Source organism: Variovorax sp. GW821-FHT09B05 (assembly GCF_059418265.1).
Window position 1 is genome coordinate 320,762 of sequence record NZ_JBWKPN010000001.1, and the last position, 23,739, is coordinate 344,500.

A 23,739-nucleotide genomic window follows, 5' to 3' on the forward strand; every position below is an offset into this window, starting at 1 on the left:
AGGTCACGGTTCCACGAAGAAGTCGATCAGCGGCTCGACGCCCGGCGTCACGAGGTAGGGCGCGAAGTCGGTCACGCCGGCCTCGCGCAGCACTTGCTCGTCGAGCAGCAGCTGGCCCGTGAGCTCGCGGCTCGGCCGGGTCAGGATGTGCCAGGCGGCGTCGGCCATGATGGCCGGCACGCGCGCCTGGCCCGCCACCTCGGGCGCCGCGATGCGCAGCGCGCTGGTGGCGATCACGGTGCGTGGCCACAGCGAATTGCTCGCGATGCCGCGTTCGCGCAGTTCCTCGGCCAGGCCGCGGCTCAGCATGCTCATCGCGTATTTCGAGGTGGTGTAGGCCGCATGGCGCGCGAACCACTTGGGGTTCAGGTCCAGCGGCGGCGACAGGGTCAGGATGTGCGGATTGGCGGCCTTCTCGAGGTGCGGCAGGCAGGCCTGCGCGCAGAGGTAGCTGCCGCGCGCATTGATCTCGAACATCAGGTCATAGCGCTTCATCGGCGTGCGCTCCACCGTCTCGAGATGGATCGCGCTGGCGTTGTTGACCAGGATGTCGATGCCGCCGAAGCGCGCCACGGCGGCATCGACTGCCGCGCGGACCTGGGCCTCGTCGCGCACATCGACCACCACCGCGAGCGCCTGGCCGCCGGCCGCGACGATCTCCTCGGCGGCGCTGTGGATGGTGCCCGGCAGGCGCGGGTCGGCCGTCGCGGTCTTGGCGGCGACCACGATGTTGGCGCCGTCGCGCGCGGCCCGCAGCGCGATGGCCTTGCCGATGCCGCGGCTCGCACCGGTGACGAAGAGGGTCTTGGATCTGAGGGAAGGCATGTACGCTCCGGAATCGCGATCGCTCGATCGCGGGATGCGCAGGCTATGCGCGCCGGGCGGGGCGGCGCTTGCGCAGACTGGCTGGCATGGCGGCGCGCGGCAATTCAGCCAATCGACGCAAGGCGCGCCGGCACGCTGCGAGCGACCATCGGCGGGCCCACTCCCGGCGTCGAGGCCCGCAACCGATGATCACGCTCTACCACTGCGCGAATGCCCGCTCGTTCCGCGTTCTCTGGATGCTCGAGGAACTGGGCACGCCGTACCGGCTGGAGATGCTGCCGTTTCCGCCGCGCGTGCTGCAGCGCGACTACCTCGCGATCCATCCGCAGGGCACGGTGCCGTTGCTGGTCGATGGCGAGATCCGCATGAACGAGTCGGTGGCGATCTGCCAGTACCTGGCCAGCCTGCATGCGCCGACGCCGCTGAACGTGGAACGCGACGAGGCCGGCTATGCGCAGTACCTCAACTGGCTGCACTTCGGCGAGGCCTCGCTGACCTTTCCGCAGGCCCTGGTGCTGCGCTACGGCACGCTCGAGCCGCCAGAGCGCCGGCTGCCCCAGGCCGCGCAGGACTATGCGCAGTTCTTCCACGGCCGCCTGCGGACGATCGAGCAGCTGCTCGAGACGCAGGACTTCGCCTGCGCCGGCCGCTTCACGGCCGCCGACATCTCGCTCGGCTACGCCCTGATGCTGGCGCGCGTGCTGGGGCTGCACGAGCGCTTCGGTCCGGCGGTGGGCGCGTACTGGTCGCGGCTGAGTGCGCGCGCAGGCTTCGAGCGTGCGATGGCGGTGCAGGAAGAGACGGCCGCGCGGCTGGGCCTGCCTTTGGTGCCGACCGCCGGCGTGGGCACCGGCCGGCGGCCGCGGGCGCACGACTGACCCGCGAGCAACGGATCGTCCGCCCGCTGCCTCGAGACCGGCGGCCGATTCCGACAAGTTATCAACTCATTCGCAACTCGAAGCATTTGCAAATGTTCTTCGCGCGAATGAAAACAAAATTTAAATAAACCCCTTAATTCCACATGCACTTGTACGCTCGCAATTGTTAATATAGATTCAGCAAATTAGCTTTTGAGAGAATATAATTTCCCTCATATCGATCATTTATATAGTTCATAATCACAAGAAATCCACAAAATCCTTATCCGGAGCTCACCCCATCCAGACTCAAGATTGATAATGCATTGCGATGGAAATGAGTATTCACTCTCATTTTTTAAATTTCACTTTTTATAAACAGACATAAGCGGCCGAAGCCGCGCGGGGCAGGGGATGAGGGAATCAGCAGCAAGATCAGGTGAGGGCGCATGTCGCGAGCCCGCCGACCTGCCGAGCGTACGCAGCGAGCGCTCCATGCGAGGTGTGGAGGGCCGTGCACCATGACGTCGAGCAAGAACACGAAGCCGTCCACGCTCCAATCCATTTCCTCCCTGGCCCTGATCTTCGGCGACGACCATGAGCGCGGTCCCTTGCGCACCGCGCTGGATTCGCAGGGTTTCACCTCGGCCGCGTTCGATTCGGTGCAGGCCCTGTGGGATTCGATCTCCCTGGGGCGTCGGTACGATGCCCTGGTCGCATGCGCGGACAAGGCATGGAACCAGCGACGCTGGGCCAGCTTGCGCGGCATGGTGAAACTGCCGGTCCTGGTCGTCATATCGCGCGATGCGATGAACGTGGCCTCCACCTTCAACGACGAACCGCTCAACAGCGAACGCATCGAGTTCGTCACCGCGCCCGTCAATGGCGCGGAGCTGTCGATGCGACTGCAATTGCTGCAATCGCGAAAGCAGGCCCCCGTCGATCTGCCGGCCGAGCAGGACCTGGTCTGCGGCGGCTACTACTTCAAGCGATTGCGGCGCATCGTGATGGTCGATGGCGAGGAGGTCCGCCTTCAGCCGCGCGAGTTCGACATCGCGCTCATCCTGTTCGAGAACCTCGGCAAGGTCATCACCCGCGAAGAGATCGAAACCCGGCTTTTCGATCGGCTCGCCAATCCCGGCTCGCGCGTGCTCGACGTGCACATGACGCGCCTGCGCAAGAAGCTCGAACTCGGGCCGCACAGGGGGGTTCAGCTCCTCACGATCTACGGGATCGGCTATCGCCTGGTCGTGCTGGGCTCGCCATTCACTTCGTAGCGCCCGGGGCGCTTCTCCATCGCCGCCGCGCTGGGCCCGAAAGCAGCGCGTGGGCAGGCGCCACCCGAAGGCGCGCTGCCCACGCGACGAACGCCGACTGTCTCAGCGGTATTCGAGCGTGAAGGTCGCGGTGCCGTCGGCGCGGCCCGGCCGGATCCTCGCGGCGGTCTGGTAGTAGCGGGCCGTGTAGGGCACGTCGTAGCTGCCGTTCTTCATCGGGCCGACCTGCATGCCCTTGCCGAAGCGCACCGGCTGGGCATCGCCACCCAGGAGCTGGATGCCCACGCCCGTCGCAATGCCCGCGCCGCCCTGCGTGATCCTCAGCACCCCCTGCCGGTTCGACGGGTCCTGCGTCGCATCCATGCGCAGGTCCACCCATTTCTGCAGGTTCGGATTCGCCTGGCACCGGAGCTTGATGCTGAACCTTCGATCGCCCGTCGTGGAGTCCATCCCCTTGAAGTTGCTGAGCGACACGCGCCCGAATTCCACCGGGATGTTGCGCGAACCCGCATCGACGGAGCACGACGGCGTGATGATCGTGATGCCGCTGACATCCCCCGAGAGAATGGTCGTCAACGCCGACCAGTAAGGCTCGCCATCGCCGTAGTAGCGGGTGTAGGTTCCGCCTGCCAGCGAGCCGCTGCCGGTGCTGTCGGCCGTCTTGATCAACTCCACCTGGAACGACGTGCCCGCAGCCAGTTGACCGGTGCCACTGGGGGTTACCATGGTGTGCGGGTAGTAGACGAGAAAGGAGCCGTCAACGACGCGCGAGAGCCGGATGCCGATGCCCTGCACTTGCGTGGAGTAGACGTTGAAGAAGCCCGGTACGGGCGAGCCCTGCAGCACCGTTCCGTGGACATAACCGCCGCCCCGGCAATTGAACATGAGATCGCCGGTGCCGCTGACCCAGATGGGAAAGCTTTGCGTCTTGATGGTTCCTCCGACCGCCAGTCCGTCGGGAACGTAGACATTTCCCATGTTCATGTAGACGATGTGTTCGTAGGCGCCTGGGTAACGCACGCACGCCGCCCATGCGCCCTGCATGCCCGCCAGCCACAGCGTGGCGAGGAGCAGCACGAGGCGCGACACCTTCCACCCAATGGCCGCCGCTCGATGGTCGGATCGACGATGCCAATTTCTCATTCTGTTTTCCTCTCGGCGTTGATGTCCGCGTCGCACTGTCCCGCGATCTCGCGGATCGGCGGCGGACTGGTTTCTTCGGGCAGCGCGTAGGACACGCTGCATCGGTCGCCCGTGCGGCGTCCCCAGATCACCGTCAGCGTCCCGGCCGGCTCGGCCCCGCTGACGAAGGCCTGGCCATCGGGACCGACGATGCCCATCTCCTGGCCCGCTTCGTTCTCGATGCGCGAACCGAAGGGCATGGGCTCTCCGTTGCCCCGCGTCAGCGTCAGCATCAGCCGATGGCCCACCGCGGTCTCGAAGGTCGCGCGCACCACGGCACCGCGCGTGGGCACAACCTCGGTCGCGGCGTTGCGGACTTCCACGGTGTCGCCGAGGTCCTGCGTGCGCACGGCCAGGCGGTTGATCCGATAGGGCGAAAGATTGGAGACGACGGCGATGCCTGCGCCGTCGGTCGCCACGCCGGGTTGCGATTCGATGCCCACGCCCGAGGCCTTGGGCAGATGCACCAGGGCGATGGTGTCGCCCAGCGGTTGCGCCAGGGTCAGGCCATCGCCATGCAACAGCAGCCCGCCCGCCATGCCGAAGGTGGCTTGCCGATGGCCGGAATTCTGCGAAATCCCGCCCTCGAAACGCCCGATTCGCGACAGGTAGCTGAGGCTCGCATGGCTGGTCGACCCCTGGGCTTCGATGCGGTTTCCCGACAGGTTGTAGGTGAGGCGGGCGTCCTCGAGCGCGGTGCCGAACACGCTGGCCTGCTGGCTGGTGCCGCCGTTGCGCTCGTGCGATACCGAATACTGGACGCTGGCCGCGGAGCCGCCGAGCGGAACGCTCAACGTGAACATGATCTGGTTGTTCGGCGCACGACCCTGGCTGGTGCTGCGGTTGTAGTGGATGCTGTAGCCGAACTGCTTGAAGCTGCCCGAGTAGCCCATCTGCACCAGGCTGTCCTTGGCGCCGGTTCCCCAATAGCTTTGCTGACGCGCCGAGGCGAACACCGAGCCCCGGTCGCCCAGACGTTGCGACAACTCCAGCCGCAGTTCGTTGCGGCGGTTGTGGAGACGTTCCAGCGGGTCCAGTCCCTGCATGTCCGCGGCCTCCTGGAAAGTGCGGTAGCCGCTGGTCGAATAGCGATAGCCCGCCACGCGCACGGTGGTTCCCGCATCGAAGGCCTTGGCGTACAGGAACCGCACCGATTGGCCGTTGTAGTGCTGCTCGGCCAGCAGCGGCGTCGACACCGAGGCACGCGCGGCCGACAGGTCGGCGGACACGGCACCGAAGGCGCGCATGTTCTTGCCCACGCCCGCCATCGCCGACAGGTAGCGCCCCGAGGCGATCAGTCCGCCGTAGACGCTGTAGCCGTTGCCCAGGCCACGTGCCACCGTGCCTTGCGCGAAGGTCGGTTCGGCACGCGATGACCGCTGCCAGGCCCGCAGCAACGACAGACCGCCATCGCGGAAGTCGGGCGAGAAGGACAAGCTCTGGCCGCGAGCGCTGCGGTACTTGCCGAGCGTGGCCGAATAGCGCCATGTGCCTTCGCGCAGCAGCGTGGGCACCGCGGAGAACGCCTGGATGTAGCGGGTCTCCCGGCCATCGGCCTCGACGATGCTCACCTCGAGGTCGCCGCTCGAGGCCGTGGGATAGAGGTCGTCGATCACGAAGGCGCCCGGCGCCACGAAGGTGCTGTAGATGGTGTAGCCGTTCTGCCGCACCGTGATGCGCGCATGGGTCTGTGCAATGCCGCGGATGGTGGGGGCGTAGCCCTGCTGGCTGTCGGGCAGCATCGATTCGTTGGTGGCCAGTTGCACGCCGCGAAACGCAATGCTGTCGAACAGGTTGCCGGGCGTGCTGCCATCGCCGATCAGCAATTGCGCCTGGAGCGGCAACAGGTCGCGCTGGGCATAGGTGTTGACGGCCTGCCATCGGCCCGCGCCATCGATGCCGCGGTTGTAGGTCGAGAAATGGCGAAAGCGCCAATCGCCGAGGTTGAAGCCGCCGCGCAAGCCGACGAACAGGGTGTCGCGCCGAGGCTGCCTGTCGGGCCCGGGGAAGGGGTTGCCGTCGAACACGCTGCGCGGCGTGGCGAAGGGATCGGCGCTGCGACGGTAGGCGTCGCCACCGTAGCGGGCGACGTTGACCTGGTAGTCGAGCATCCCGGCCGTGATGCCCCGGTCCCACATGCCGGGGTCCACGGCCCCGCGCGCCGAGCGCTTCATCGCCGCCTGCGGGATGTCGATGCGCAGGTGCATCTTGTCGACGTCGTAGCCGAAGGAGGCTTCGGGAATGGCCGCGCCCAGATCGACGCAGGCCTCGTCGGCCAGCGCCATCAAGGCCGGGAACACCGCCACGTTGACGCCCCATGCATCGAGCATGGCGCGCGTGAGGCAGGGCTCGGCGTCGTTCCTACCCTCCTTGGCGTCGAAACGGATCGTGGCCTGCCCGGCGCGTCGCTCGTTGAGCGAGACGTCGACGGTGTACGAGCCCGGCAGCACCCGATTGCCGAAGGCGAAGAGCGACAGGTCGGCATTCTGCTGGTCGCCACCCACGCCAAGGAAGCTCGGATTGAAGGACGACGCGGCGAACTGCTGCGCGATGACGGGAGCGCCCCACGCGCCGAGCACGGCGGCGCACAGGCCGAGGCGAAAGGGCACGCGCGCGCGCACCCGCAGGGGATGAGTGCGTGTCATGGTCTCAGCGCTGCGCACCGCCGCTGGACGAAGCCGCGGGCGCGCGAGCCGGCTCGGCCTTCAAGGGCACGGGTTCGGCGCCCTTGGGCACCTTGACGAACTCCTCGGGCGATTCGCTGCCGTAGTCGTTGATCGTGGTGAAGTTGATCTGCACGGCGCGCGGCGCCTTCAGCGTCTGGATCGGAAAGCTCAGCTCGCCGAACGGCGGCACCATGCCCGCGTCGAGTTCCTCCTGGTCCTTCCCTTCGGGGCCCTGCCCCTGGTTGACCGTCAGCTTCAGCAGGGTGACGTGGAAGGCGCTCGCATTGCCGACCTTCAGCACCGCGCCCTGGCCTTGTGCCGGTGCGCTCACCGTCCACTTGAGCAGCGCACGCGCCTCCGTGGCCGAGCCCGGAAGGCCCGTGGGCCGGTAGAACAGCTTGAGCCGGCTGCGTATCGCCACCTGCAGCACGTTCTCCTGATTCGGCGTCTGGGGAATCTCCTTGACGTTGAGCCAGAACGCCGACTCGCGATCGGCCGGAAGCTCGCCGCCGACACGCATGATGCGCAGCAGGTTTTCCTTGCCGGGATCGAGCCGCGACAGCGGCGGCGTGACGACCAGCGGGGTCTTGCTCCTGCCGTCGCCGGCATCGACCCAGGCCTGGACCACATAGGGCGAGGTCCCGGTGTTCTTCATCGGCAGGGAGGTTTCGCGCTGCGTCTCGTGGAGGATCACGCGCGTGCCGGAAAGCATCACGCTGGCGCTCGCCGGCCCCTGGAGGCAGAGCATCGCCAGGATGCCGAGCGCCCACCGAATTCGTTCATTGCTGCACATATCTGTTCCTCGGCGCGACCCACGTCGACGACGCGCGCGCGCAAGCACTCCGACGCGCCGGTAGAGGCGCCCCAAAGGAAAAAAATCAACGGAAGACGAAGGCGCGAAAAGAGCGCGGCATTGCACCGCGGGACAGCGCGCCCATGACGGCATGAGGCCGCGAGGGCCTCATGCCGTGGTGCCTAATTAGTTATAGGCCACCGTGAATTGCGCGGTGCCATTGGCCGGGCCCGACTTGAGCACGGGATCGGCCGGGGAACCGCCCGTCAGCGGCAAGGTCGAGACATAGCGCGCCTGGAATTGCAGTTTGTTCGTGCCTTGGGCCAGGGCGTATTCGCGCGAGGCCGAGCCCAGCGCAATCTTCTGGCCTTCCCAGTCGCCGATCTGGATGCCCACACCCTGGGCCGCCGGCGTTCCGGTGCCGGAGCCATCGATCGCCACCAGATCCACGTTGCGGCTGTCGGCCGTGCCCGAGAAGGTCACCTTGGCCTTGTTGCTGCCCGCGGGGCAATCGGCCAGGTTCAGGGTGAACTTGGCCGGGGTGGAACCCGTTCCCACGGTCGGAAACGCGGTGCGGCTCACCTTGCCCAGCGGCACGGTCAGGTTCTGGCTGTCGGGCGTCAGGGAGCAGATGCTGTCCGTGATTTCGCCGGTGAAGTTGATCTGGCCGTCGGCAGCCAGGGCCGCCTGCGACATGGCGGCGACGGTTGCGATCGCAGCGAAGCGAGAGATGATTTTCTTCGACATTGTTTACCTTAAGAATGAAAACAGGAAATTGCCTGCAAAGCCAATTGCAGACAGCCGAGATCCTATTCATTCATTCATATTTATTGGTCGCGTCGAAAAACAAAACCGCGTAATACGATTAATTCTCCAAGCCAATCCTTAGAACCATTAGCGGGCGCTAATTCAATTAAAAATCCGCTCCGCAGCCTGGAAATTTCCAGGCACGTGCTCCGCGGTGCTCATCGACGCAGGACGCGTCAATCCGCTGGACGGCGCGCCAGCCAGGGCTACAGCGCGAGCGTGCCTTCCACGCAGCTCACGCAGGCACCGCCCACGCGCACCTTGCCGTGGGCATCGACGCGCACCTTCACGCGCCCATCGCGTCCCACGCAGCGCCCCTGCGCGGCCACGTAGGCGATGCCGTCGGGCGGCAGCAGGCCGCGTTCCCACTGGAAGGCCGCCGCACTGGCATTGCCGCTGCCGCAGACGGGGTCTTCCTCGACCCCGCTCGAGGGCGCGAAGGCCCGGACCTCCATCGCCACCTCGCCTTGCGCATAGCGGCCGTACACGATGAGGCCGGTCACGCCGAGACGGCGCTCGAAGGCCGCGAGCCGCGCGAAGTCGGGCTGCAGGTCGATCACCGTGGCCGCGTCGGCCAGCGGCAGCACGACCCAGCGCGGGCCCACGTCCACGATGGCCGGCGCGGCCTCGGGGTTCGGCTGGCGGCCCAGGATGCGCCCGAGCTCCGCGAGGTCGTCGGCCGCCAGCGGCGCCAGTCGCGCGGAGGGCAGGGCGAAGGCCAGTTCGCGGCCCTCGGGGCCGTCCTCCACCGTCACGTCGACGAGGCCGACACCGCACTGCTGCACCAGCCGGCCGCCGTCGCGCAGCGTGCCGCGTTTGGCTTCGAGGAAGGCATGCGCGCTGCCCAGGGTCGGATGGCCCGCGAAGGGCAGTTCGTTGCGCGGCGTGAAGATGCGCAGGCGATAGTCGGCCTCGGGCACGGTGGGCGGCAACAAGAAGGTGGTTTCCGAGAGATTGGTCCAGCGCGCGATGGCCTGCATGGCCTCGGTGTCCAGGCCGTCGGCGTCGAACACCACGGCCACGGGATTGCCGGCCAGCGGCGTGGCTGTGAAGACGTCGACCACGGTGTAGCGATGGGGTTGTTTCATGCGGGGCTCCAGGGGGACGTCGTTGCGTGGGTCAGTTTCGTGGATTCACTTCGCAGCAGCGTCCAGCACCGTCGACAGGGCCGACAGCGCGGGGGCCAGGCGGTCGGGCGGCAGGTAGCCGAAGCCCAGGCGAAAGACGCGCTCGCTCTCGCCGAACCATGCGCCCGAGGCCAATTGCAATTCATGCCCCGGCAGCAGTTGCCAGAAGCGCGCGACCGCGTTGTCGTCGAAGCGATCGGCGCGCAGGCGCAGGCAGCACAGCGCGCCGCCGTCCGGGCGGATCCATTCGATGCGCTCGCGCTCGGCCTCGCACCAGGCCGCCAGTGCCGCGAGGCCTTCGGCGAGCAGCCGGCGGCGCGGCGCGAGCACGGGTTCGCGATGGCGCAGCAGCGCGGTGGCCAGTGCCTCGTCGAGCACCGAGCCCGAGATCACGGTGTTCATCTTGGCCACGACCAGCCGCGCGCGCAGGTCCGCGTCGGGCACCGTGAGCCAACCGGTGCGCAGGCCCGGCGCGCCCAGCGCCTTCGACACCGAGGCGCCCGTGACGATGCGCGGATGCAGCGCGGCCAGGCTTTCGGGCACGGCCTCGTCGCCGTAGCCGGCCTCGCGGTAGGTCTCGTCGATGAACAGGAGGGCCTGCGGCGCCTGGCTCTGCAGCAGCGCGAGCAGTTGCTCGATGGCGGCGCGCGGCGTGCGCACGCCGCTGGGGTTCTGCGGCGAGGCGAGACTCACGAGCCTCGTCTTCGGCGACAGGCTGGCCGCGATCGCGTCCAGGTCGAGCCGGTAGCCGTTCTCGAAGCGCAGCCCGACCTCGCGCACGGTGACACCCGCGCCGCGCAGGCAGTCGCGGCTCGGCGGAAAGCAGGGCGTCACGAGCACCGCTTCGTCGCCGGGCCGGCAGACCTCGAAGGCCAGCAGGAACAGCCCGAGCGCCGTGCCCTGGGTGGTGACGATCTGCTCGGCGGGCACGCCGCAGGCCTTGGCGATCTCCTCGCGCAGTTCGACCGAGCCGGCCGAGCGGCCATAGCCCAGCTTCAGGCCGCGCAAGGTCTCGAGCCCGGCCATGTCGAGCACGTCGCCGACCGTCAGGTCCTGCGAGGTGCTCTCGGCCAGGTTGAACGGCCGGTTCACGTCGAGCAGGGAAATGATCTCGTTGTAGGGAAAGCGGCCGCGCCACTCGGGCTGCGCCGCCGCGGGGGCTTCGTGTTCAAGCACTGTCATTCGTTTCCAGGTCGCCCAGGTGGGAGGGTCATCCAGCGCCCGGGGCGTGTCGGGCAGCAGGGAATACGGGCCATGCTAGTGATCGCCGGGCCATCGGAACAGCCACAATTTCCGCGAATTCGGACCAGTACAGTTTGCGTGCCTTCGGAAGCCGGTTCGCCCACAATCGAACCTCGTCATGCACGAGCTCCCCATGAACACAGGCACCCTTCAGCGCAACAGGCAAGCGGCCGGCAGCGCGCCCGCTCCCCATCGCTACGAGCAGCTCGCGGAACTCATCGTCGACACGATCGACAACGGCACGCTCGCGCCCGGCGAGCGCCTGCCGTCGGTGCGCGCCGTCAGCGAGCAGCACGGCATCAGCATCTCGACGGTGCTGCAGGCCTACCGCCTGCTCGAAGACCGCGGCGTGCTGGTCGCGCGGCCGCAGTCGGGCTTCTACGTCGCCGCCACGCAGGGCGGAACGCTGGCGCTGCCCTCGGCCTCGCGCCTGCGTTCGAAGGCTTCGACCGTGTCGATCAGCGGCGCCGTCGCGGCCCTGCTCGAGCACGCCTCCAACCCGGCGCTCGTGCCGTTGGGCTGCGCGGTGCCCGACGCGGCCCTGCTGCGCTCCCACCGGCTCGACCTCGCGCTCGCGCGTGCCGCGCGCCAGCATGGCGATCGCCACAACGTCTACGGCACGCCGCGCGGCGACCCGCGGCTGCGCCGCGAGATCTCGCGGCGCGCGATGCGCATCGGGCATGCGCTGTCGCCCGACGACGTGGTCATCACCAACGGCTGCACCGAAGCCTTCACGCTCGCGCTGAGCGCCGTCGCCAGGCCCGGCGACACCATCGCGGTGGAGTCGCCCACCTACTTCGGCTTTCTCCACACGCTCGAGGTGCTCGGCCTCAAGGTGCTGGAGCTGCCCACCGATCCCGTCGAGGGCATCCACATCGAGGCCTTCGCTCGGCTGCTCGACGCCGGCCCGGTGGCGGCCTGCCTGCTGTCGTCGAGCTTCAGCAATCCGCTGGGCGTTTCGATGCCCGATGCACGCAAGCGCGAGCTGCTGGCCTTGCTCGCGCGGCACGACGTGCCGCTGATCGAGGACGACGTCTACGGCGACATCCACTTCGCGCGCGAACGGCCCACGCCCTTCATCGCGCTCGACGGCGGCGCGAACATCCTCTACTGCAGCTCGTTCTCGAAAAGCCTCGCGCCCGGCTACCGCGTGGGCTGGATCGCGCCCGGCAAGTACGCGCAGCAGGTGGTCGACCGCAAGCTCGCCTTCAGCCTCTGCAGCCCGGTGCTGCCGCAGGTCGCGCTCGCCGACTTCCTGGCCAGCGGCGCCTACGACGCGCACATGCGCCGGCTGCGCCGCCTGCTCGAAGAGAACCTGCGGCAACTGACCCGCGCCATCGAGGCCAGCTTTCCGGCCGAGACACGCGTCAGCCGGCCCGCCGGAGGCTTCGCGCTGTGGGTCGAACTGCCGCGCGGCTTCGACTCGCGCGCGCTGTTCGACGCGGCGCTCGAGCTCGGCATCTGCTTCGCGCCGGGCGATGTCTTCTCGGCGAGCCGGCGCTTTCGCAACTGCCTGCGACTGAGCGCCGGCTGGAGCTGGAGCGAGCGGATCGAGGAGGGGGTTCGGCGGCTGGGGACACTGGCTCGCCGACAACACATCTGAATGTCGGCGGCCCTCAGCCTCGACGCAGCAGATCGAGGCCGGAGAACGGACCGCGCCCTTGCTGCAGCCTGCCGCCGGTCGACAAGCCCCCGAGCTCGATCGACACCCAACCCACGGTGGCGATCATCGACGCCACCTGCGCATTCGCATCCACGTGATCGCCCGACACGAAGATCACGCGTCGCCCGCCCTGCTGTTGCGGGTCTTCCGCGAGCAGTGCCGCCGGCAGCGTGTTGAAGGCCTTGACCAGCCTGGCGCCCGGAACGAGATCCGCCACGATCTCGCTCGAGCTGCGGCCACGAAGGTCGGCGACGACGAGCTGGCCGTTCCTCTCCAGGTACGGGTTGCTGGTGTCGATGACGATTTTTCCGGCCAGCGATCCCAGGGTCGGCAGGGCCTCGGGAAGATGGCTCCACCGGAGTGCGAGGACCACCGTCGGTTCGGCGGCGGCCTCGGCTGCCGTGCCCGCGCGTGCCCTGGGGCCGAGCTGCCCGACGAGGTCGGCCAGCGAATCCGGCCCCCGGCTGTTGGCGAGGACGACCTCGTAGCCGGCCCGCGTGAATTGCGCCGCGAGCGCCTTTCCGATCCTGCCCGCTCCAATGATGCCGATGGCCATGGGTCCGTGTCCTTCCACTGTCGTGATTGAAGCTGTCCGCGCGTCAAGGAATGAGAACGACCGAGCCCATGACTTCGCGCGCCGCGATGGCGCGGTGGGCCGCGGCGGCGTTCTTCAGCGGGTAGCTGCGATCGATGGCGGCGGTGATGCGGCCCGACCTGAACGCGTCGAACAGCGCGTCGGCGCCCGCCAGCAAGGCTTCGCGGGTCATCAGGTAGTGGGAGGACGACAGCCCCGTGAGGAACAGCGAACCCTTGGCCATCAGGAGGCTGGCATCGACGGGCGGCGTCGGGCCCGAACTGAAGCCGAAGCTCACCATCGATCCCAACGGCCGCAGGCAATCGAGCGACGGCAGGAATGTCTTCTTGCCGACGCCGTCGTACACGACATCGACGCCCTGGCCCGCCGTCAATTCGAGCACCCGGGCCACGAAATCTTCCTCGCTGTAGTCGATGACCTCGTCGCAACCGTTGGCGCGGGCCACGGCCATCTTGCCGGCCGAACCGACCGTGCCGATCACGCGCGCGCCGAGCGACCTGGCCCATCGGCATGCGATATGCCCCACGCCGCCCGTGGCGCCGTGATAGAGGAGGGTGTCGCCCGCCGCGATCGGCCGCGCCTTGAACAGCAGGCACCAGGCGGACAAGCCCTTGGACAGGATGGCGGCGACCTGCCGATCGTCGATGTCGTCGGGCACGGCAATGACATGGTCCGCCTGCACCAGGCACTCCTGCGCATAGGTTCCGCTGGCGCTGCGGTAGGCGACGCGGTCGCCCGGCGCGATGTCCGTGACCTCCGCGCCGACCGCGACGACCACGCCGACGCCCTCGGTGCCGGGCACGAACGGCATCGGCGCGGGGAGAACGCCCGCGCGCCGGAGGGTGTCACTGAAATTGACGCCGATCGCGGTCTGTCTCACGCGCACCTGCGAGGGGCCAGGTTCGGCCATGGGTGCCTGCCCGAACTCGAGGACCTCCGGTCCCCCGGTCGCGCGAACGACGATGACTTGGTTCACTTTTTTTTCTCCCTGTGGCATTGCCCGGTGTGTGCGCCCCTTCCGGTGATCGGGAGGGCGCATGAAGACAGCAGAGGCAGATCTTAGAATGATCATTCTAAAGATGGCGAAGCGACGTCGCTGTGGCACTACCTTCGCCAGGGTTTCTCGCCGCAGAGGGTCTGGAGGCCCGGCTTCGTTCGCACAGGGATGGCCGGGCTTGCGACGGCTTCGCGGCAGCACCTCGCCGTCTAAGATGCCCGCGAGAAGCGCCAGCCCGCGGGCCTGGCAAAGCGGCATCGACCATCGCAGCCGGGTCTCCCGGGATCGTTCAAATGGCAGGAAAAAAAATCATCCACCCCAATGAAGCCGAAGCCGGCCAGAACCGCCGCGCCCAGGTCCTGGAAGCCGCCGCGGTCTGCTTCAGCCAAAACGGCTTCCACGGCACGAGCATCCAGAAGATCTCCGAAGTCGCCGGCATGAGCCCGGGCCACATCTATCACTACTTCCAGAACAAGGAAGCCATCATTCATGCGTTGATCCAGCAGAACCTGGGACGTGCCTTCGAGCACCTGTCCCATATCGAGGAGCGCAGCCGGGTCGCGGGCCCCGCCGATGCGCTGGTCGAGGAGATGAGCCATGCGGTGCGCACGCGCACCGACCCCCGTTACGTGCCCCTCGAACTCGAGATCCTGGCCGAGTCCGCCCGGAACAGGAGCGTGGCGAAGTTCTTCCAGCGCGCCGATCGAGCGATCCACGAAAAGATCGAAGGCGTCGTCAAGGCGATTCCGTCGTCACGCGGCCTCTCCGCGGCCGAGCTGGAAGCGACCATCGACGTGATCGTTGCCCTGTCCGACGGCCTGGTGTTCCGGGCCGTCGGCAATCCGAAGATGAACAAGGAGGAGGTCGGGAAGCTCATGCAGAGGGTCGTGCGATTCCTTGTGGAGGATCAGAAGTCCTGATGTCGCATCCGACGCGGTGGATCGCGCCGCCGCCCGGCCTCACCACGCAGGAGCGCGCCGCCCCTCCTCGGCGAGGAACTCGACCAGCGTCGGCAGCGACGCATCCATCGGCCGGTTGGCACGCACGCGCATCACGTAGCCCCATGAGCCGGCCATGCGCAGGCCCGGCGTCAGCGCCACCAGCCGGCCGCGCGCCAGTTCCTCGTCGACCAGCGGTGCACGCCCCAGCGCGATGCCCACGCCCGCGGCGGCGGCCGCCACCACGGTGCTCAGGCCGCTGAGCACCAGCGGGTCGTGGCCCGCGCCGTCGGGCAGGCCCAGCCGGGGACGCCAGGTGCGCCAGTCGGTTTCGGGGCTGTCGATGTGCTTCTCCTCGAGCCAGCGGTGGCGCGCGAACACGCGCGGGTCGTCGCGCTCGGCGGGCTCGACCAGCGCGGGGCTGCACACCGGCACCACGGTCTCGGTCATCAGCGGGATGTCGCCCGGTGCCGCGAGGTGCGGTCCCAGCGCGCGCACGTGCAGGAACGCGAGGTCGATGTCCTGCGCGTCCCATGCGGGGTCCTGGCTGGCGTGCAGGAACAGCTGGATGTCGATGTCGGGATGCAGCTCGATAAAGCGCCCGATCCGCGGCGCCAGCCACAGCGCCGCCAGCGACGGGTTGGCCGAGATGTTGAGGCTGTTGCGCCGCCGGCCATGGGCACCGGCGCGCGTGTCGCGGCAGGCGGTCTCGAGCAGGGTCAAGGCCTGTTGCACCGACACCAGCAGCGCGGCGCCGGCCTCGGTGGTGCGCGCGCGGCGCACCGTGCCGCCGCGATGCAGCAGGGTCACGCCGAGATCTTCCTCGAGTGCGCGCAGCTGGTGGCTGATGGCGCTCTTCGTCACATGGAGTTCGGACGCGGCGCGGCTCAGGCTGCCCAGTCGGGCGACGGCTTCGAAGGCGCGCAAGGCAGCCAGTGGTGGCATGGGGGAGGGTGGAGCGGCAAAGGGTGCAATCTATCTCAACCCAGGATTGAAAAACCATCGCTTTCGCCACACCGCGCGATGCATGACGATGACGGCCTTACAGGAAGAACCGATCGCACCACCATGTATTTCGATATTCGACTTTGGCAATTGACAGCGGGCCTGCGCCTGCAGATGGCGGGGGGCATCGTGCTCGGCCTGCTGGCGCTGGCGGCCGGCATCGCGCGCTATGTGTTCCTCGGCCAGCTGCTGGCGCGCGTGTTCGACGGCGCGCCCCGCGGCGACTGGATCGCGCCGGCGGCCTGCGCGGGCGCGATGGTGCTGCTGCGCGCGCTGTTCGACCATCTGCGCACGGTGCAGGCCAACCGCGCCTCGGCCGAGGTGCAGCAGGCGCTGCGCGCGCGGCTGTACGACCGCATCGTGGCGCTGGGCCCGGCCTGGTTCGCCAACCAGCGCACCGGCGGCGTGATGCTGACGGTGGTCGATGGCGTGGAACAGCTGCAGACCTTCTTCGGCCAGTACCTGCCGCAGGTCGTGATCGCGGCCGCGGCGCCGTTCGCCATCTTCGCGGTCATCGCCTTCTGGGACGTTCCGACCGCGCTCGTCTTCCTGGTCGCGGCGCTGTTCGCGCTGTTCGGGCCGATGGCCGTCCACATGCTCGACAGCCGCGCGAGCCTGGCGCGCACCCGCTCGCTCAATGCGTTCGGCGAGGAGTTCCTCGATGCCGTGCAGGGCCTGCCCACGCTGAAGGCCTACGGCCAGGGCAAGACCTGGGGCGAGCGCCTCGCGGCCCGCGCGCGCAAGCTCTCGGACAACACCTTCTGGGTGCTGTCGGTGAGTCTGCTGACGCGCGGCATCAGCGACCTCGGCGTGGCGCTGGGCGCCGCGCTGGCACTGACCCTGGGCGCCTGGCGCGTGACGGCCGGCGACATGAGCGTGGAGGCCCTGCTGATCGTGCTGATGGCCGGCACCGAGATCTTCCGTCCGCTGCGCGAGCTGCGTTCCGTGCTGCACCGGGGCATGCTGGGCCAATCGGCCGCGGCCAGCATCCACGCGCTGATGGATGCGCAAGCGCCGACGGCCTCGCCCGAAACGACGCCGAACGCCGCCGGGCCCGCGCATCTCGCGCCCACCATCGAATTCGACGCCGTGGCCTTCTCCTACTCGCCGCAGCGCGCGGCCCACCAGGGCCTGTCGTTCCGCATCGCGGCCGGCGAGCGCGTGGGCATCGTGGGCCCGAGCGGGGCCGGCAAGTCCACCATCGTGCGGCTGCTGCTGCGCGAGTTCGTGCCGCAGTCGGGCACGGTGCGCGTCGGCGGCCACGACGTCAACGGCCTGGCCACGCAGACCCTGCTGGGCCACATGGCGCTGGTGAGCCAGGACATCACGCTGTTCCACGGCACGCTCGACGACAACCTGCGCCTGGGGCGGCCCGATGCCACCCACGAGCAGGTGCGCGCCGCGGCCCGGGCCGCCAACATCGACGACTTCATCATGGCGCTGCCGCAGGGCTACGCCACCCAGGTCGGCGAGCGCGGCCTGCAGCTCTCGGGCGGCCAGCGCCAGCGCGTGGCGATCGCGCGTGCCCTGCTGCGCGACGCGCCGATCCTGATCCTCGACGAGGCGCTGTCCTCGGTCGACACCGAGAACGAGGCGCTGATCCAGCAGGCGCTGGACCGCCTGATGGTCGGGCGCACCACGCTGATCCTCGCGCACCGCCTGGCCAGCATCATCGGTGCCGACCGCTGCCTGGTGCTCGATCAGGGGCGCGTGGTCGAAGAGGGCCGGCATGCGGTGCTGATGCAGCAGCGGGGCCTTTACCACCGCCTGATGCACGAACAGGCCGTAGGCCTGGCCGGCGCGGCGCCCGCGCCCCTCGAGCCGCATGCCGCATCGTCGCGGCGCATGGCCACGGAAGAGGAGGGCGATCGCGGCCCCGCGCTGCGCCCGCTCGATGCCGACGCCGAGAAGGTCGGCTGGAAGGCCACGCTCGCCACCTTGCTGTCGGTGGTGCGGCCCTGGCGCGGCACGCTGATCGCCACCATCCTGCTGGGCGTGGCGCGCGTCGCGGCCTTCATCGGCGTCGGCGTGCTCAGCGCGCTGGTGGTGGCCGCGATCCGCGACGGCCGCGACACCTCGGCGCTGATCGTCGGCCTGCTGGTCGCGGCGCCGCTGGCCGCGCTGTTCCACTGGCTCGAGTCGTGGCTGGCACACGCCATGGCCTACCAGCTGCTGGCCGACATGCGCGTCAAGCTCTACGACAAGCTCGAGCGGCTCGCGCCGGCCTACCTGCTGCAGCGCCGCTCGGGCGACCTGGTCGCGCTGGCCACGCACGACGTGGAGATGGTCGAGTACTTCTACGCCCACACCATCGCGCCGGCCATCGTCTCGGTGCTGGTGCCGCTGTCGGTGCTGGGCTTCCTCGCGCTCTACAGCTGGCCCGTGGCGCTGGCGCTGCTGCCGTTCCTGGCCTATGCGCTGGTGTCGCCGATACGGGGCCGCCGCCAGGTCGATGCGCTCGGCGACCGCGCCCGCCATGCGCTGGGCGAGATGAGCGCCCATACCGCCGAGACCATTCAGGGCCTGGCCGACCTGACAGCCTTCCAGGCCACGGGCCGGCGCCGCGCGCAGTTCCTCGAGGTGGCGGACCGCAGCCGCGCGCGGCGCCTGGACATCCTGAACGACCTGTCGCGCCAGACCGCCTGGTTCGAGATCGCGATGGGCCTCGGCGGCCTGGCCGTGGCCGTGGTCGGCGCGCTGCAGGTCGCGAGCGGTGCCTTGCCGGCCGGCATGCTGCCGCTGCTGGTGTTGATCGCGCTGGCCACCTTCCTGCCGGTGTCGGAGATCTCGCAGGTCAGCCGCCAGCTCGCCGACACCATCGCCGCGACCCGTCGCCTGCACGTGGTCGAGAGCGAGCCCGAGCCCGTGGTCGACGGCCCGCTGCCGCCGCCGACGGCCACCCACGGCCTGTCGCTGGCCTTCGAGCGCGTCTGCTTCGCCTATCCGGGCAAAGCGCAGGACACCCTGCATGCGCTCGGCTTCGAGGTGCCGGCCGGCGCTACCGTGGCCGTGGTCGGCGCTTCGGGCGCCGGCAAGAGCACCGTGGCGAGCCTGCTGCTGCGCTTCTGGGATCCGCGCCAGGGCAGCGTGAAGCTCGACGGCGTGGACGTGCGCGAACTGCGGCTCGACGGCCTGCGCGAACGCGTCGCGCTGGTGTCGCAGGACACCTACCTGTTCAACGACACGCTCGAGGCCAACATCCGCCTGGCACGCCCCGATGCCAGCGGCGAGGAACTGGCGCTGGCGCTGGACCGTGCCGCGCTGACGGACTTCGTGCGCACCCTGCCCGAGGGCCTGGCCACGCGCGTCGGCGAACGCGGCATGCAGTTGTCGGGCGGCCAGCGCCAGCGCATCTCGATCGCGCGCGCATTCCTCAAGAACGCGCCGGTGCTGATCCTCGACGAGGCCACCTCGCACCTGGACACGCTGTCGGAGCTGCAGGTGCGCGGCGCGCTCGATGCGCTGATGCGGCACCGGACCACGCTCGTGATCGCGCACCGGCTGTCGACCATCCGCGATGCCGACCTGATCCTGGTGCTGGAGAACGGCACGCTGGCGGAAGCCGGCACGCACGACGAGCTGCTGAGGCGGCAGGGCGTGTACGCGAAGCTCGCGAGCCACCAGGGGGCGGGGGCCGTGCAGCAGCAGTGGGCGCGGGCGTGAGAGGAGGGCGCGCCGCGGCATGAAAGAACCACGCCATCGAAACGAGGACGATCGGGTGCATGCCGAAAGAGGCGCCCTCCAGCCAGCGTGAAGGCGTCGAATTAGCGCCCCAGTTCGATCACTTCGTAGCCCTTGGCGTTCGGCCGAACGCTGTCGATCGCTTCGGTGCCGCCCGGCTTGTCGCCGTCGACGAAGCGCTGGATCAGATAGCGATGCGCCGTCTCGAGCCGGCCACCGGGCGGGAACACCAGCATGGTTTCGGTCTTGCCCAGGTACAACCAGCGCGGCGCATGGCGCTCGGCGAAATCGAAACGCTGGAAGCGCTGTCCGGCCGCGTCGTGGACCATGACCATGCCGCGCGGATAGCCGGCCGACATGAAATCCCCCATCACCACCAGCGCGCGGCGCGTCCGGCCGGCACAGCGGATGCGGACCTCCGAACCGCGCGAGTCCTCGGCCTCGCCGTCGAACAGCGGCCGCACGGACGCCTTGCCCTCGCGAAGGTGGTAGACGTGGGAGCTCGCGATAGCATCGGTACGCAGGACCTCGACGACCCGCGGCGTGCCGGGCGCGCCCAGATCGCAAGGCAGGGGCGTGCCGGCGAACGCCAACGCGGGACCGAGCAGGCTCAAGCCAAGGGCGGGGCGGATCATTGCGGGGCCCTTCATGGCGTTGCTGCGCGACCCGCCTCGTTCATGCCTTCTCAAAACTTGAAGCCCGCGGGTTTCCGGGGCCCGCGCGGGCCCGGATAGTCGGGCACATAGGCGTCGGAATTGCTGATGACCAGCCGAACCTCGTTGCCGGGCAGGAAGTGCACGTTCATCGTCGACCCGGTGCGGTCATAGCGGTCGATCGGCACGGTCTTCTCGTGCCACGCCTCGTTCAGCGGTCCGACTAGCTGGCGTTGCGCGCCGGCCTGGGCCGAGGCCGGCATCGTGCCTTTGCTTAGCGCCGAATGAGCGATCGTTAGAGGCGAATTAGCGATCGCCGGACAACGCGTTCCACGGCGTTTTTGTAACCCGTCCGACTTCTCCCATTCCTAGACTGCCCCCGGCTCGGGACGGCCGGCCGACGACCGGCCTGCCGCGATCCCTGCCGGTGGACCCGCGCCCTGTGCGGTCCCTCGGCGCATGTCGAAGAACCGGAAGAAGAAATGCGACTCAAGGCAACCCACTTTGCCGTTGGACTGATGGCCACATTGGCACTTGCGGCATGCGGTGGCGGCGGGGGCGACGGGCCCCGGCTGGCACTGCTGCCACCTCCCAGCGATACACCCCCGGCGCAAGGCGCCAGCCCACCGCCCGACGACACCACGACCCCACCCACCGACACGCCCACGCAGGCCGTGAGCACGCAGACCCAGACGCGTGCCTACACCAGCTACCAATACCTCGACACCACGGTGGCCGGCAAGGCGGCAACGCTGACCTTCCAGCCGAACCAGTCCACGGGCAAGCTCGCGATCGACGGCACCGACTACGCGACCCTGACGACCGACGTGGCCAACGACGGCGCGATGTCGGTCGGCGGCACGCCGAGCTTCGGCACGACCATCGGCGCGGTGATGAACGGCGACCAGATCGTGATGCCCGGCTTCATCGAGACCTGCGAAGCGGTGGCGGGCGAGGGCACGCCCAATCCCGGCGCGGGCAATGCGGCGACGAAGTCGACCCATGTGTTCGCCGGCGGTCCCTTCGTCGTCGACGGCACGCAGCTGGCCGGCCACAAGTTCACCGCCTATTACGAAGACTGCCTGCGCGACGGCAGCGCGAGCACGCCCGCCATGCATTCGAGCCTGAGCATCGACGGCTCGGGCAACGAGACCATCTTCGACGCGCGCACCGGCGCCTCGAACACCATCCCCGTCACCAGCACGCTCAAGCAGGCCTCGCCCGCGGGCCTCCATGGCGACTGGATCGTTCCCTACCTGTACGCCACCCGCACCGGACAGCTGCGCTATGCGCTGATCGAGCACGGGCTGGTCAGCGCCGGCAACACGCGCAACTTCGTCGGCGTCTGGCTCGAAGAGTAAGCAAGCACCATGACCTATCGCAATCAAGAGATGAACCCGTTCCACGCCGCCTCCCCGCGGCAGGCATGGGCACCGCGCGGACGCCTTTCGCCCGTGCTGGCAGGCATCGCCACCCTGGTCGCCGCGCTGACGCTGGCGGCCTGCGGCGGCGGCGGTGGCAACGGCGGCGCCTTCCTGCCCTTCGGCGGGGGCGGCAGCGATGCACCGGCGGCCGCGACCGTGCCCTACAAGGGCCTGGTCGTCGGCAAGTACGCGGGTGCGACCGTCTGCGCCGACGTCAATGCCAACGCGGTCTGCGACGACGGCGAAGTCAGCGCGAAGACCGACGCCCAGGGCGCCTTCGGCATGAATGCGCCGGCCGGCAGCGCGCTGCTCGCGACGATCGGCGCGGGCACCGCCTACGACGATCCGCGCACCGGCCCGGGCCGGACGGCGCAGGCGATGGTGCTGCGCGCGCCCGCCGACCTGGCGGGCGTGATCAGCCCGCTCACCACCGAGGTGGTGCGGCAGATCGAGGCCGGCGGTGCCGAGTCCGCCGTGGTGGCGAGCATTGCGCAGCGCCTGGGCGTGACGGCCGCGCAGGTCACCGGCGACTACACGGCGCTGCCCGACGGTGCCGGCAGGACGGCGCTGCTGGGCGAGGCGAATCAGCTCGCCACCCGCTTCGCGCTGGCCAGCACGATGCTGGCGCGCGGCGACGTGTCGAGCACCACCGGCAAGAAGGTGGATCTGAAGCAGGCCGAGCAGGACGCGTTCGCACTCGAGGGCATCCCGCGCTTCGACAACCTGTTCGTCATCCTGCTCGAGAACGAGACCAACACCAAGATCGACGGCGGTGCCTCGACGCCGAAGATCACCGCCTTCCTGAACGCGGGCGCGAAGGCCACCAACTACCACTCGACCGGCCATCCCTCCGAGCCCAACTACATCTCGCTGGGCGGCGCGGACGACTGGGGCGTGGCCGGCGACGATTCGTGGTGGTGCGTGCCCGCGGGCGACACGCTGAACACGCCGACCGATGCCGTCCCCAACGGGCAGGGCGCGTGCACCAACCCCGGCGACGGCGTCTCGCACAACATCAAGAACGCGCGCTCGATCTTCAAGTCGCTGCGCAACGCGGGCCTGGGCTACCACGTCTACAGCGAATCGATGAACCCGGGCATGGACCCGCGCGGCAACAGCCATGGCGATCCGACCGTGGTCGCCCGCGACAACAACGACCCGACGCTGATGCTGCCGTACCCCGGCATGTACGCGCCGCGCCACAACCCGACGCTGGCCTTCGACGACGTGCGCAACGATCCCTCGTTCATGCCGTCGCAGCGCACCATGGGCGGCGGCCAGTGGGACGCCGCCTTCGCGGCCAGCCCGAACACGCCGGCCGGCTACGACCTCGACCAGCTGGGCACCGACCTGAACAGCGGCGACGTCGCGGCCGTGAACTACCTCGTGCCCGATCTCTGCGACGACATGCACGACCAGACCGTGAAGGACGTGACGGGCACGAAGGTCGCCACCGACTGCTCGCCGGGCCCCGGCATCCTCAAGCGCGGCGACGACTACACCGACAAGCTGATCCGGAAGATTCAGGCCTCGTCGCTATGGAAGAACAAGGCGCGCCGCATCGGCATCATCGTGACCTTCGACGAAGGCAGCGGCGGCTACGTCGGCCCCTCGGGCTGCTGCGGCTGGAACCCGGGCAAGGCCGTCGGCGGGCCGCTGGGCGAGGGCGGCAAGTCGAGCGTGCCGGTGCCGATCGCGAACTACGGCCAGGGCAACCACGGCAACGGCCCGGTGATCTTCGGCCTGCTGACCAACCAGGACGGCGCGCCCTCGGGCAAGGTCGACGACGAGCCCTACAGCCACATCGCGTTCGTGCGCACGCTGCAGGACATGTTCGCGCTGGCCGACCCCGGCCAGCCCGAGAGCTACATGAACCGCTCGAAGTACACCGAGGCCTACATCCGGGACCACCTGCTCGAACTGCCCGAGTACGCCGGCAGCATCGACACGCACTGGGACGCGGTGCATCCGATGACGGGTGTCTTCTCGCTGAAGTAGGCAGAGCGC

Annotated in this window: 19 protein-coding genes; 7 read left to right on the plus strand and 12 right to left on the minus strand. The window is 68.8% G+C overall.

Annotated elements, in window-relative coordinates; translation table 11 throughout:
- Nucleotides 1-3 precede the first annotated feature (3 nt).
- Complete coding sequence (locus tag AC07RM_RS01315) at nt 4-825, minus strand: SDR family oxidoreductase (protein WP_057589825.1); 822 nt, start codon at nt 823-825, stop codon at nt 4-6.
- A 185-nt stretch (nt 826-1,010) separates the two neighbouring features.
- Between AC07RM_RS01315 and AC07RM_RS01320 the strand changes: the two genes are divergently transcribed.
- Together AC07RM_RS01320 and AC07RM_RS01325 are read left to right on the plus strand one after the other, a co-directional pair.
- The gene (locus tag AC07RM_RS01320; protein WP_495332388.1) at nt 1,011-1,703 is read left to right on the plus strand and encodes a glutathione S-transferase family protein; all 693 of its coding nucleotides are present in this window, start codon (nt 1,011-1,013) and stop codon (nt 1,701-1,703) included.
- A gap of 500 nt (nt 1,704-2,203) precedes the next feature.
- Nucleotides 2,204-2,959, plus strand: a complete 756-nt coding sequence (locus AC07RM_RS01325) for a winged helix family transcriptional regulator (RefSeq protein WP_177239475.1) — start codon at nt 2,204-2,206, stop codon at nt 2,957-2,959.
- Nucleotides 2,960-3,061: 102 nt separating this feature from the next.
- Here AC07RM_RS01325 and AC07RM_RS01330 read toward each other — a convergent pair whose 3' ends face one another.
- From AC07RM_RS01330 to AC07RM_RS01355, 6 genes are all read right to left on the minus strand, one after another.
- On the minus strand, nt 3,062-4,036 hold the full coding sequence (locus AC07RM_RS01330) for a fimbrial protein (RefSeq protein ID WP_495332389.1): 975 nt from the start codon (nt 4,034-4,036) through the stop codon (nt 3,062-3,064).
- A 62-nt stretch (nt 4,037-4,098) separates the two neighbouring features.
- On the minus strand, nt 4,099-6,786 hold the full coding sequence (locus tag AC07RM_RS01335) for a fimbria/pilus outer membrane usher protein (protein ID WP_495332390.1): 2,688 nt from the start codon (nt 6,784-6,786) through the stop codon (nt 4,099-4,101).
- 4 nt (nt 6,787-6,790) lie between these two features.
- Nucleotides 6,791-7,519, minus strand: coding sequence for a fimbrial biogenesis chaperone (locus AC07RM_RS01340; protein ID WP_495332392.1), 729 nt, complete (start codon nt 7,517-7,519; stop codon nt 6,791-6,793).
- A gap of 267 nt (nt 7,520-7,786) precedes the next feature.
- Nucleotides 7,787-8,347, minus strand: coding sequence for a fimbrial protein (locus AC07RM_RS01345; RefSeq protein ID WP_218159419.1), 561 nt, complete (start codon nt 8,345-8,347; stop codon nt 7,787-7,789).
- 266 nt (nt 8,348-8,613) lie between these two features.
- Nucleotides 8,614-9,495, minus strand: a complete 882-nt coding sequence (locus tag AC07RM_RS01350) for a PhzF family phenazine biosynthesis protein (protein WP_495332394.1) — start codon at nt 9,493-9,495, stop codon at nt 8,614-8,616.
- A 45-nt stretch (nt 9,496-9,540) separates the two neighbouring features.
- A complete protein-coding gene (locus tag AC07RM_RS01355) occupies nt 9,541-10,716 on the minus strand; it encodes a pyridoxal phosphate-dependent aminotransferase (RefSeq protein WP_495332396.1) in 1,176 nt (391 codons plus the stop codon).
- A 193-nt stretch (nt 10,717-10,909) separates the two neighbouring features.
- Between AC07RM_RS01355 and AC07RM_RS01360 the strand changes: the two genes are divergently transcribed.
- On the plus strand, nt 10,910-12,379 hold the full coding sequence (locus AC07RM_RS01360; RefSeq protein WP_495332397.1) for an aminotransferase-like domain-containing protein: 1,470 nt from the start codon (nt 10,910-10,912) through the stop codon (nt 12,377-12,379).
- A gap of 13 nt (nt 12,380-12,392) precedes the next feature.
- Here the strand turns inward: AC07RM_RS01360 and AC07RM_RS01365 are convergent, their stop codons facing one another.
- Both AC07RM_RS01365 and AC07RM_RS01370 read right to left on the minus strand, forming a co-directional pair.
- Nucleotides 12,393-12,995, minus strand: coding sequence for an NADPH-dependent F420 reductase (locus tag AC07RM_RS01365; protein ID WP_495332398.1), 603 nt, complete (start codon nt 12,993-12,995; stop codon nt 12,393-12,395).
- A gap of 43 nt (nt 12,996-13,038) precedes the next feature.
- Nucleotides 13,039-14,010, minus strand: a complete 972-nt coding sequence (locus AC07RM_RS01370) for a quinone oxidoreductase family protein (RefSeq protein ID WP_495332400.1) — start codon at nt 14,008-14,010, stop codon at nt 13,039-13,041.
- Nucleotides 14,011-14,324: 314 nt separating this feature from the next.
- Between AC07RM_RS01370 and AC07RM_RS01375 the strand changes: the two genes are divergently transcribed.
- A complete protein-coding gene (locus AC07RM_RS01375) occupies nt 14,325-14,951 on the plus strand; it encodes a TetR/AcrR family transcriptional regulator (RefSeq protein WP_495332402.1) in 627 nt (208 codons plus the stop codon).
- A 39-nt stretch (nt 14,952-14,990) separates the two neighbouring features.
- Here AC07RM_RS01375 and AC07RM_RS01380 read toward each other — a convergent pair whose 3' ends face one another.
- Nucleotides 14,991-15,914 carry a LysR substrate-binding domain-containing protein gene (locus tag AC07RM_RS01380; protein ID WP_495315327.1) on the minus strand — a complete coding sequence of 308 codons (924 nt, stop codon included), beginning with the start codon at nt 15,912-15,914 and terminating at the stop codon, nt 14,991-14,993.
- Nucleotides 15,915-16,037: 123 nt separating this feature from the next.
- Between AC07RM_RS01380 and AC07RM_RS01385 the strand changes: the two genes are divergently transcribed.
- Nucleotides 16,038-19,637 (plus strand): ABC transporter ATP-binding protein/permease, encoded by a 3,600-nt coding sequence (locus AC07RM_RS01385; protein ID WP_495332404.1) that lies wholly within the window; start codon nt 16,038-16,040, stop codon nt 19,635-19,637.
- Between the two features lie 101 nt (nt 19,638-19,738).
- On the opposite strand, the gene AC07RM_RS01390 is transcribed toward AC07RM_RS01385, so the two are convergent.
- Together AC07RM_RS01390 and AC07RM_RS01395 are read right to left on the minus strand one after the other, a co-directional pair.
- Entirely contained in the window at nt 19,739-20,290 is a 552-nt protein-coding gene (locus AC07RM_RS01390) for a hypothetical protein (protein ID WP_495332406.1), read from the minus strand.
- Nucleotides 20,291-20,340: 50 nt separating this feature from the next.
- Entirely contained in the window at nt 20,341-20,571 is a 231-nt protein-coding gene (locus AC07RM_RS01395; RefSeq protein WP_495332408.1) for a DUF3304 domain-containing protein, read from the minus strand.
- A 411-nt stretch (nt 20,572-20,982) separates the two neighbouring features.
- Between AC07RM_RS01395 and AC07RM_RS01400 the strand changes: the two genes are divergently transcribed.
- Entirely contained in the window at nt 20,983-21,669 is a 687-nt protein-coding gene (locus AC07RM_RS01400) for a hypothetical protein (RefSeq protein WP_495332410.1), read from the plus strand.
- Between the two features lie 9 nt (nt 21,670-21,678).
- Entirely contained in the window at nt 21,679-23,730 is a 2,052-nt protein-coding gene (locus AC07RM_RS01405) for an alkaline phosphatase family protein (RefSeq protein WP_495332412.1), read from the plus strand.
- Nucleotides 23,731-23,739: the final 9 nt, after the last annotated feature.

What these genes read in the sequence shown, in the direction of transcription:
- AC07RM_RS01345 (WP_218159419.1), bottom strand. Translation starts at nt 8,347, where the DNA reads ATGTCGAAGAAAATCATCTCTCGCTTCGCTGCGATCGCAACCGTCGCC.
- AC07RM_RS01340 (WP_495332392.1), bottom strand. Translation starts at nt 7,519, where the DNA reads ATGCTTTCCGGCACGCGCGTGATCCTCCACGAGACGCAGCGCGAAACC.
- AC07RM_RS01395 (WP_495332408.1), bottom strand. Translation starts at nt 20,571, where the DNA reads ATGCCGGCCTCGGCCCAGGCCGGCGCGCAACGCCAGCTAGTCGGACCG.
- AC07RM_RS01375 (WP_495332402.1), top strand. Translation starts at nt 14,325, where the DNA reads ATGGCAGGAAAAAAAATCATCCACCCCAATGAAGCCGAAGCCGGCCAG.
- AC07RM_RS01365 (WP_495332398.1), bottom strand. Translation starts at nt 12,995, where the DNA reads ATGGCCATCGGCATCATTGGAGCGGGCAGGATCGGAAAGGCGCTCGCG.
- AC07RM_RS01325 (WP_177239475.1), top strand. Translation starts at nt 2,204, where the DNA reads ATGACGTCGAGCAAGAACACGAAGCCGTCCACGCTCCAATCCATTTCC.
- AC07RM_RS01350 (WP_495332394.1), bottom strand. Translation starts at nt 9,495, where the DNA reads ATGAAACAACCCCATCGCTACACCGTGGTCGACGTCTTCACAGCCACG.
- AC07RM_RS01390 (WP_495332406.1), bottom strand. Translation starts at nt 20,290, where the DNA reads ATGATCCGCCCCGCCCTTGGCTTGAGCCTGCTCGGTCCCGCGTTGGCG.
- AC07RM_RS01320 (WP_495332388.1), top strand. Translation starts at nt 1,011, where the DNA reads ATGATCACGCTCTACCACTGCGCGAATGCCCGCTCGTTCCGCGTTCTC.
- AC07RM_RS01335 (WP_495332390.1), bottom strand. Translation starts at nt 6,786, where the DNA reads ATGACACGCACTCATCCCCTGCGGGTGCGCGCGCGCGTGCCCTTTCGC.
- AC07RM_RS01380 (WP_495315327.1), bottom strand. Translation starts at nt 15,914, where the DNA reads ATGCCACCACTGGCTGCCTTGCGCGCCTTCGAAGCCGTCGCCCGACTG.
- AC07RM_RS01315 (WP_057589825.1), bottom strand. Translation starts at nt 825, where the DNA reads ATGCCTTCCCTCAGATCCAAGACCCTCTTCGTCACCGGTGCGAGCCGC.
- AC07RM_RS01355 (WP_495332396.1), bottom strand. Translation starts at nt 10,716, where the DNA reads ATGACAGTGCTTGAACACGAAGCCCCCGCGGCGGCGCAGCCCGAGTGG.
- AC07RM_RS01405 (WP_495332412.1), top strand. Translation starts at nt 21,679, where the DNA reads ATGACCTATCGCAATCAAGAGATGAACCCGTTCCACGCCGCCTCCCCG.
- AC07RM_RS01360 (WP_495332397.1), top strand. Translation starts at nt 10,910, where the DNA reads ATGAACACAGGCACCCTTCAGCGCAACAGGCAAGCGGCCGGCAGCGCG.
- AC07RM_RS01385 (WP_495332404.1), top strand. Translation starts at nt 16,038, where the DNA reads ATGTATTTCGATATTCGACTTTGGCAATTGACAGCGGGCCTGCGCCTG.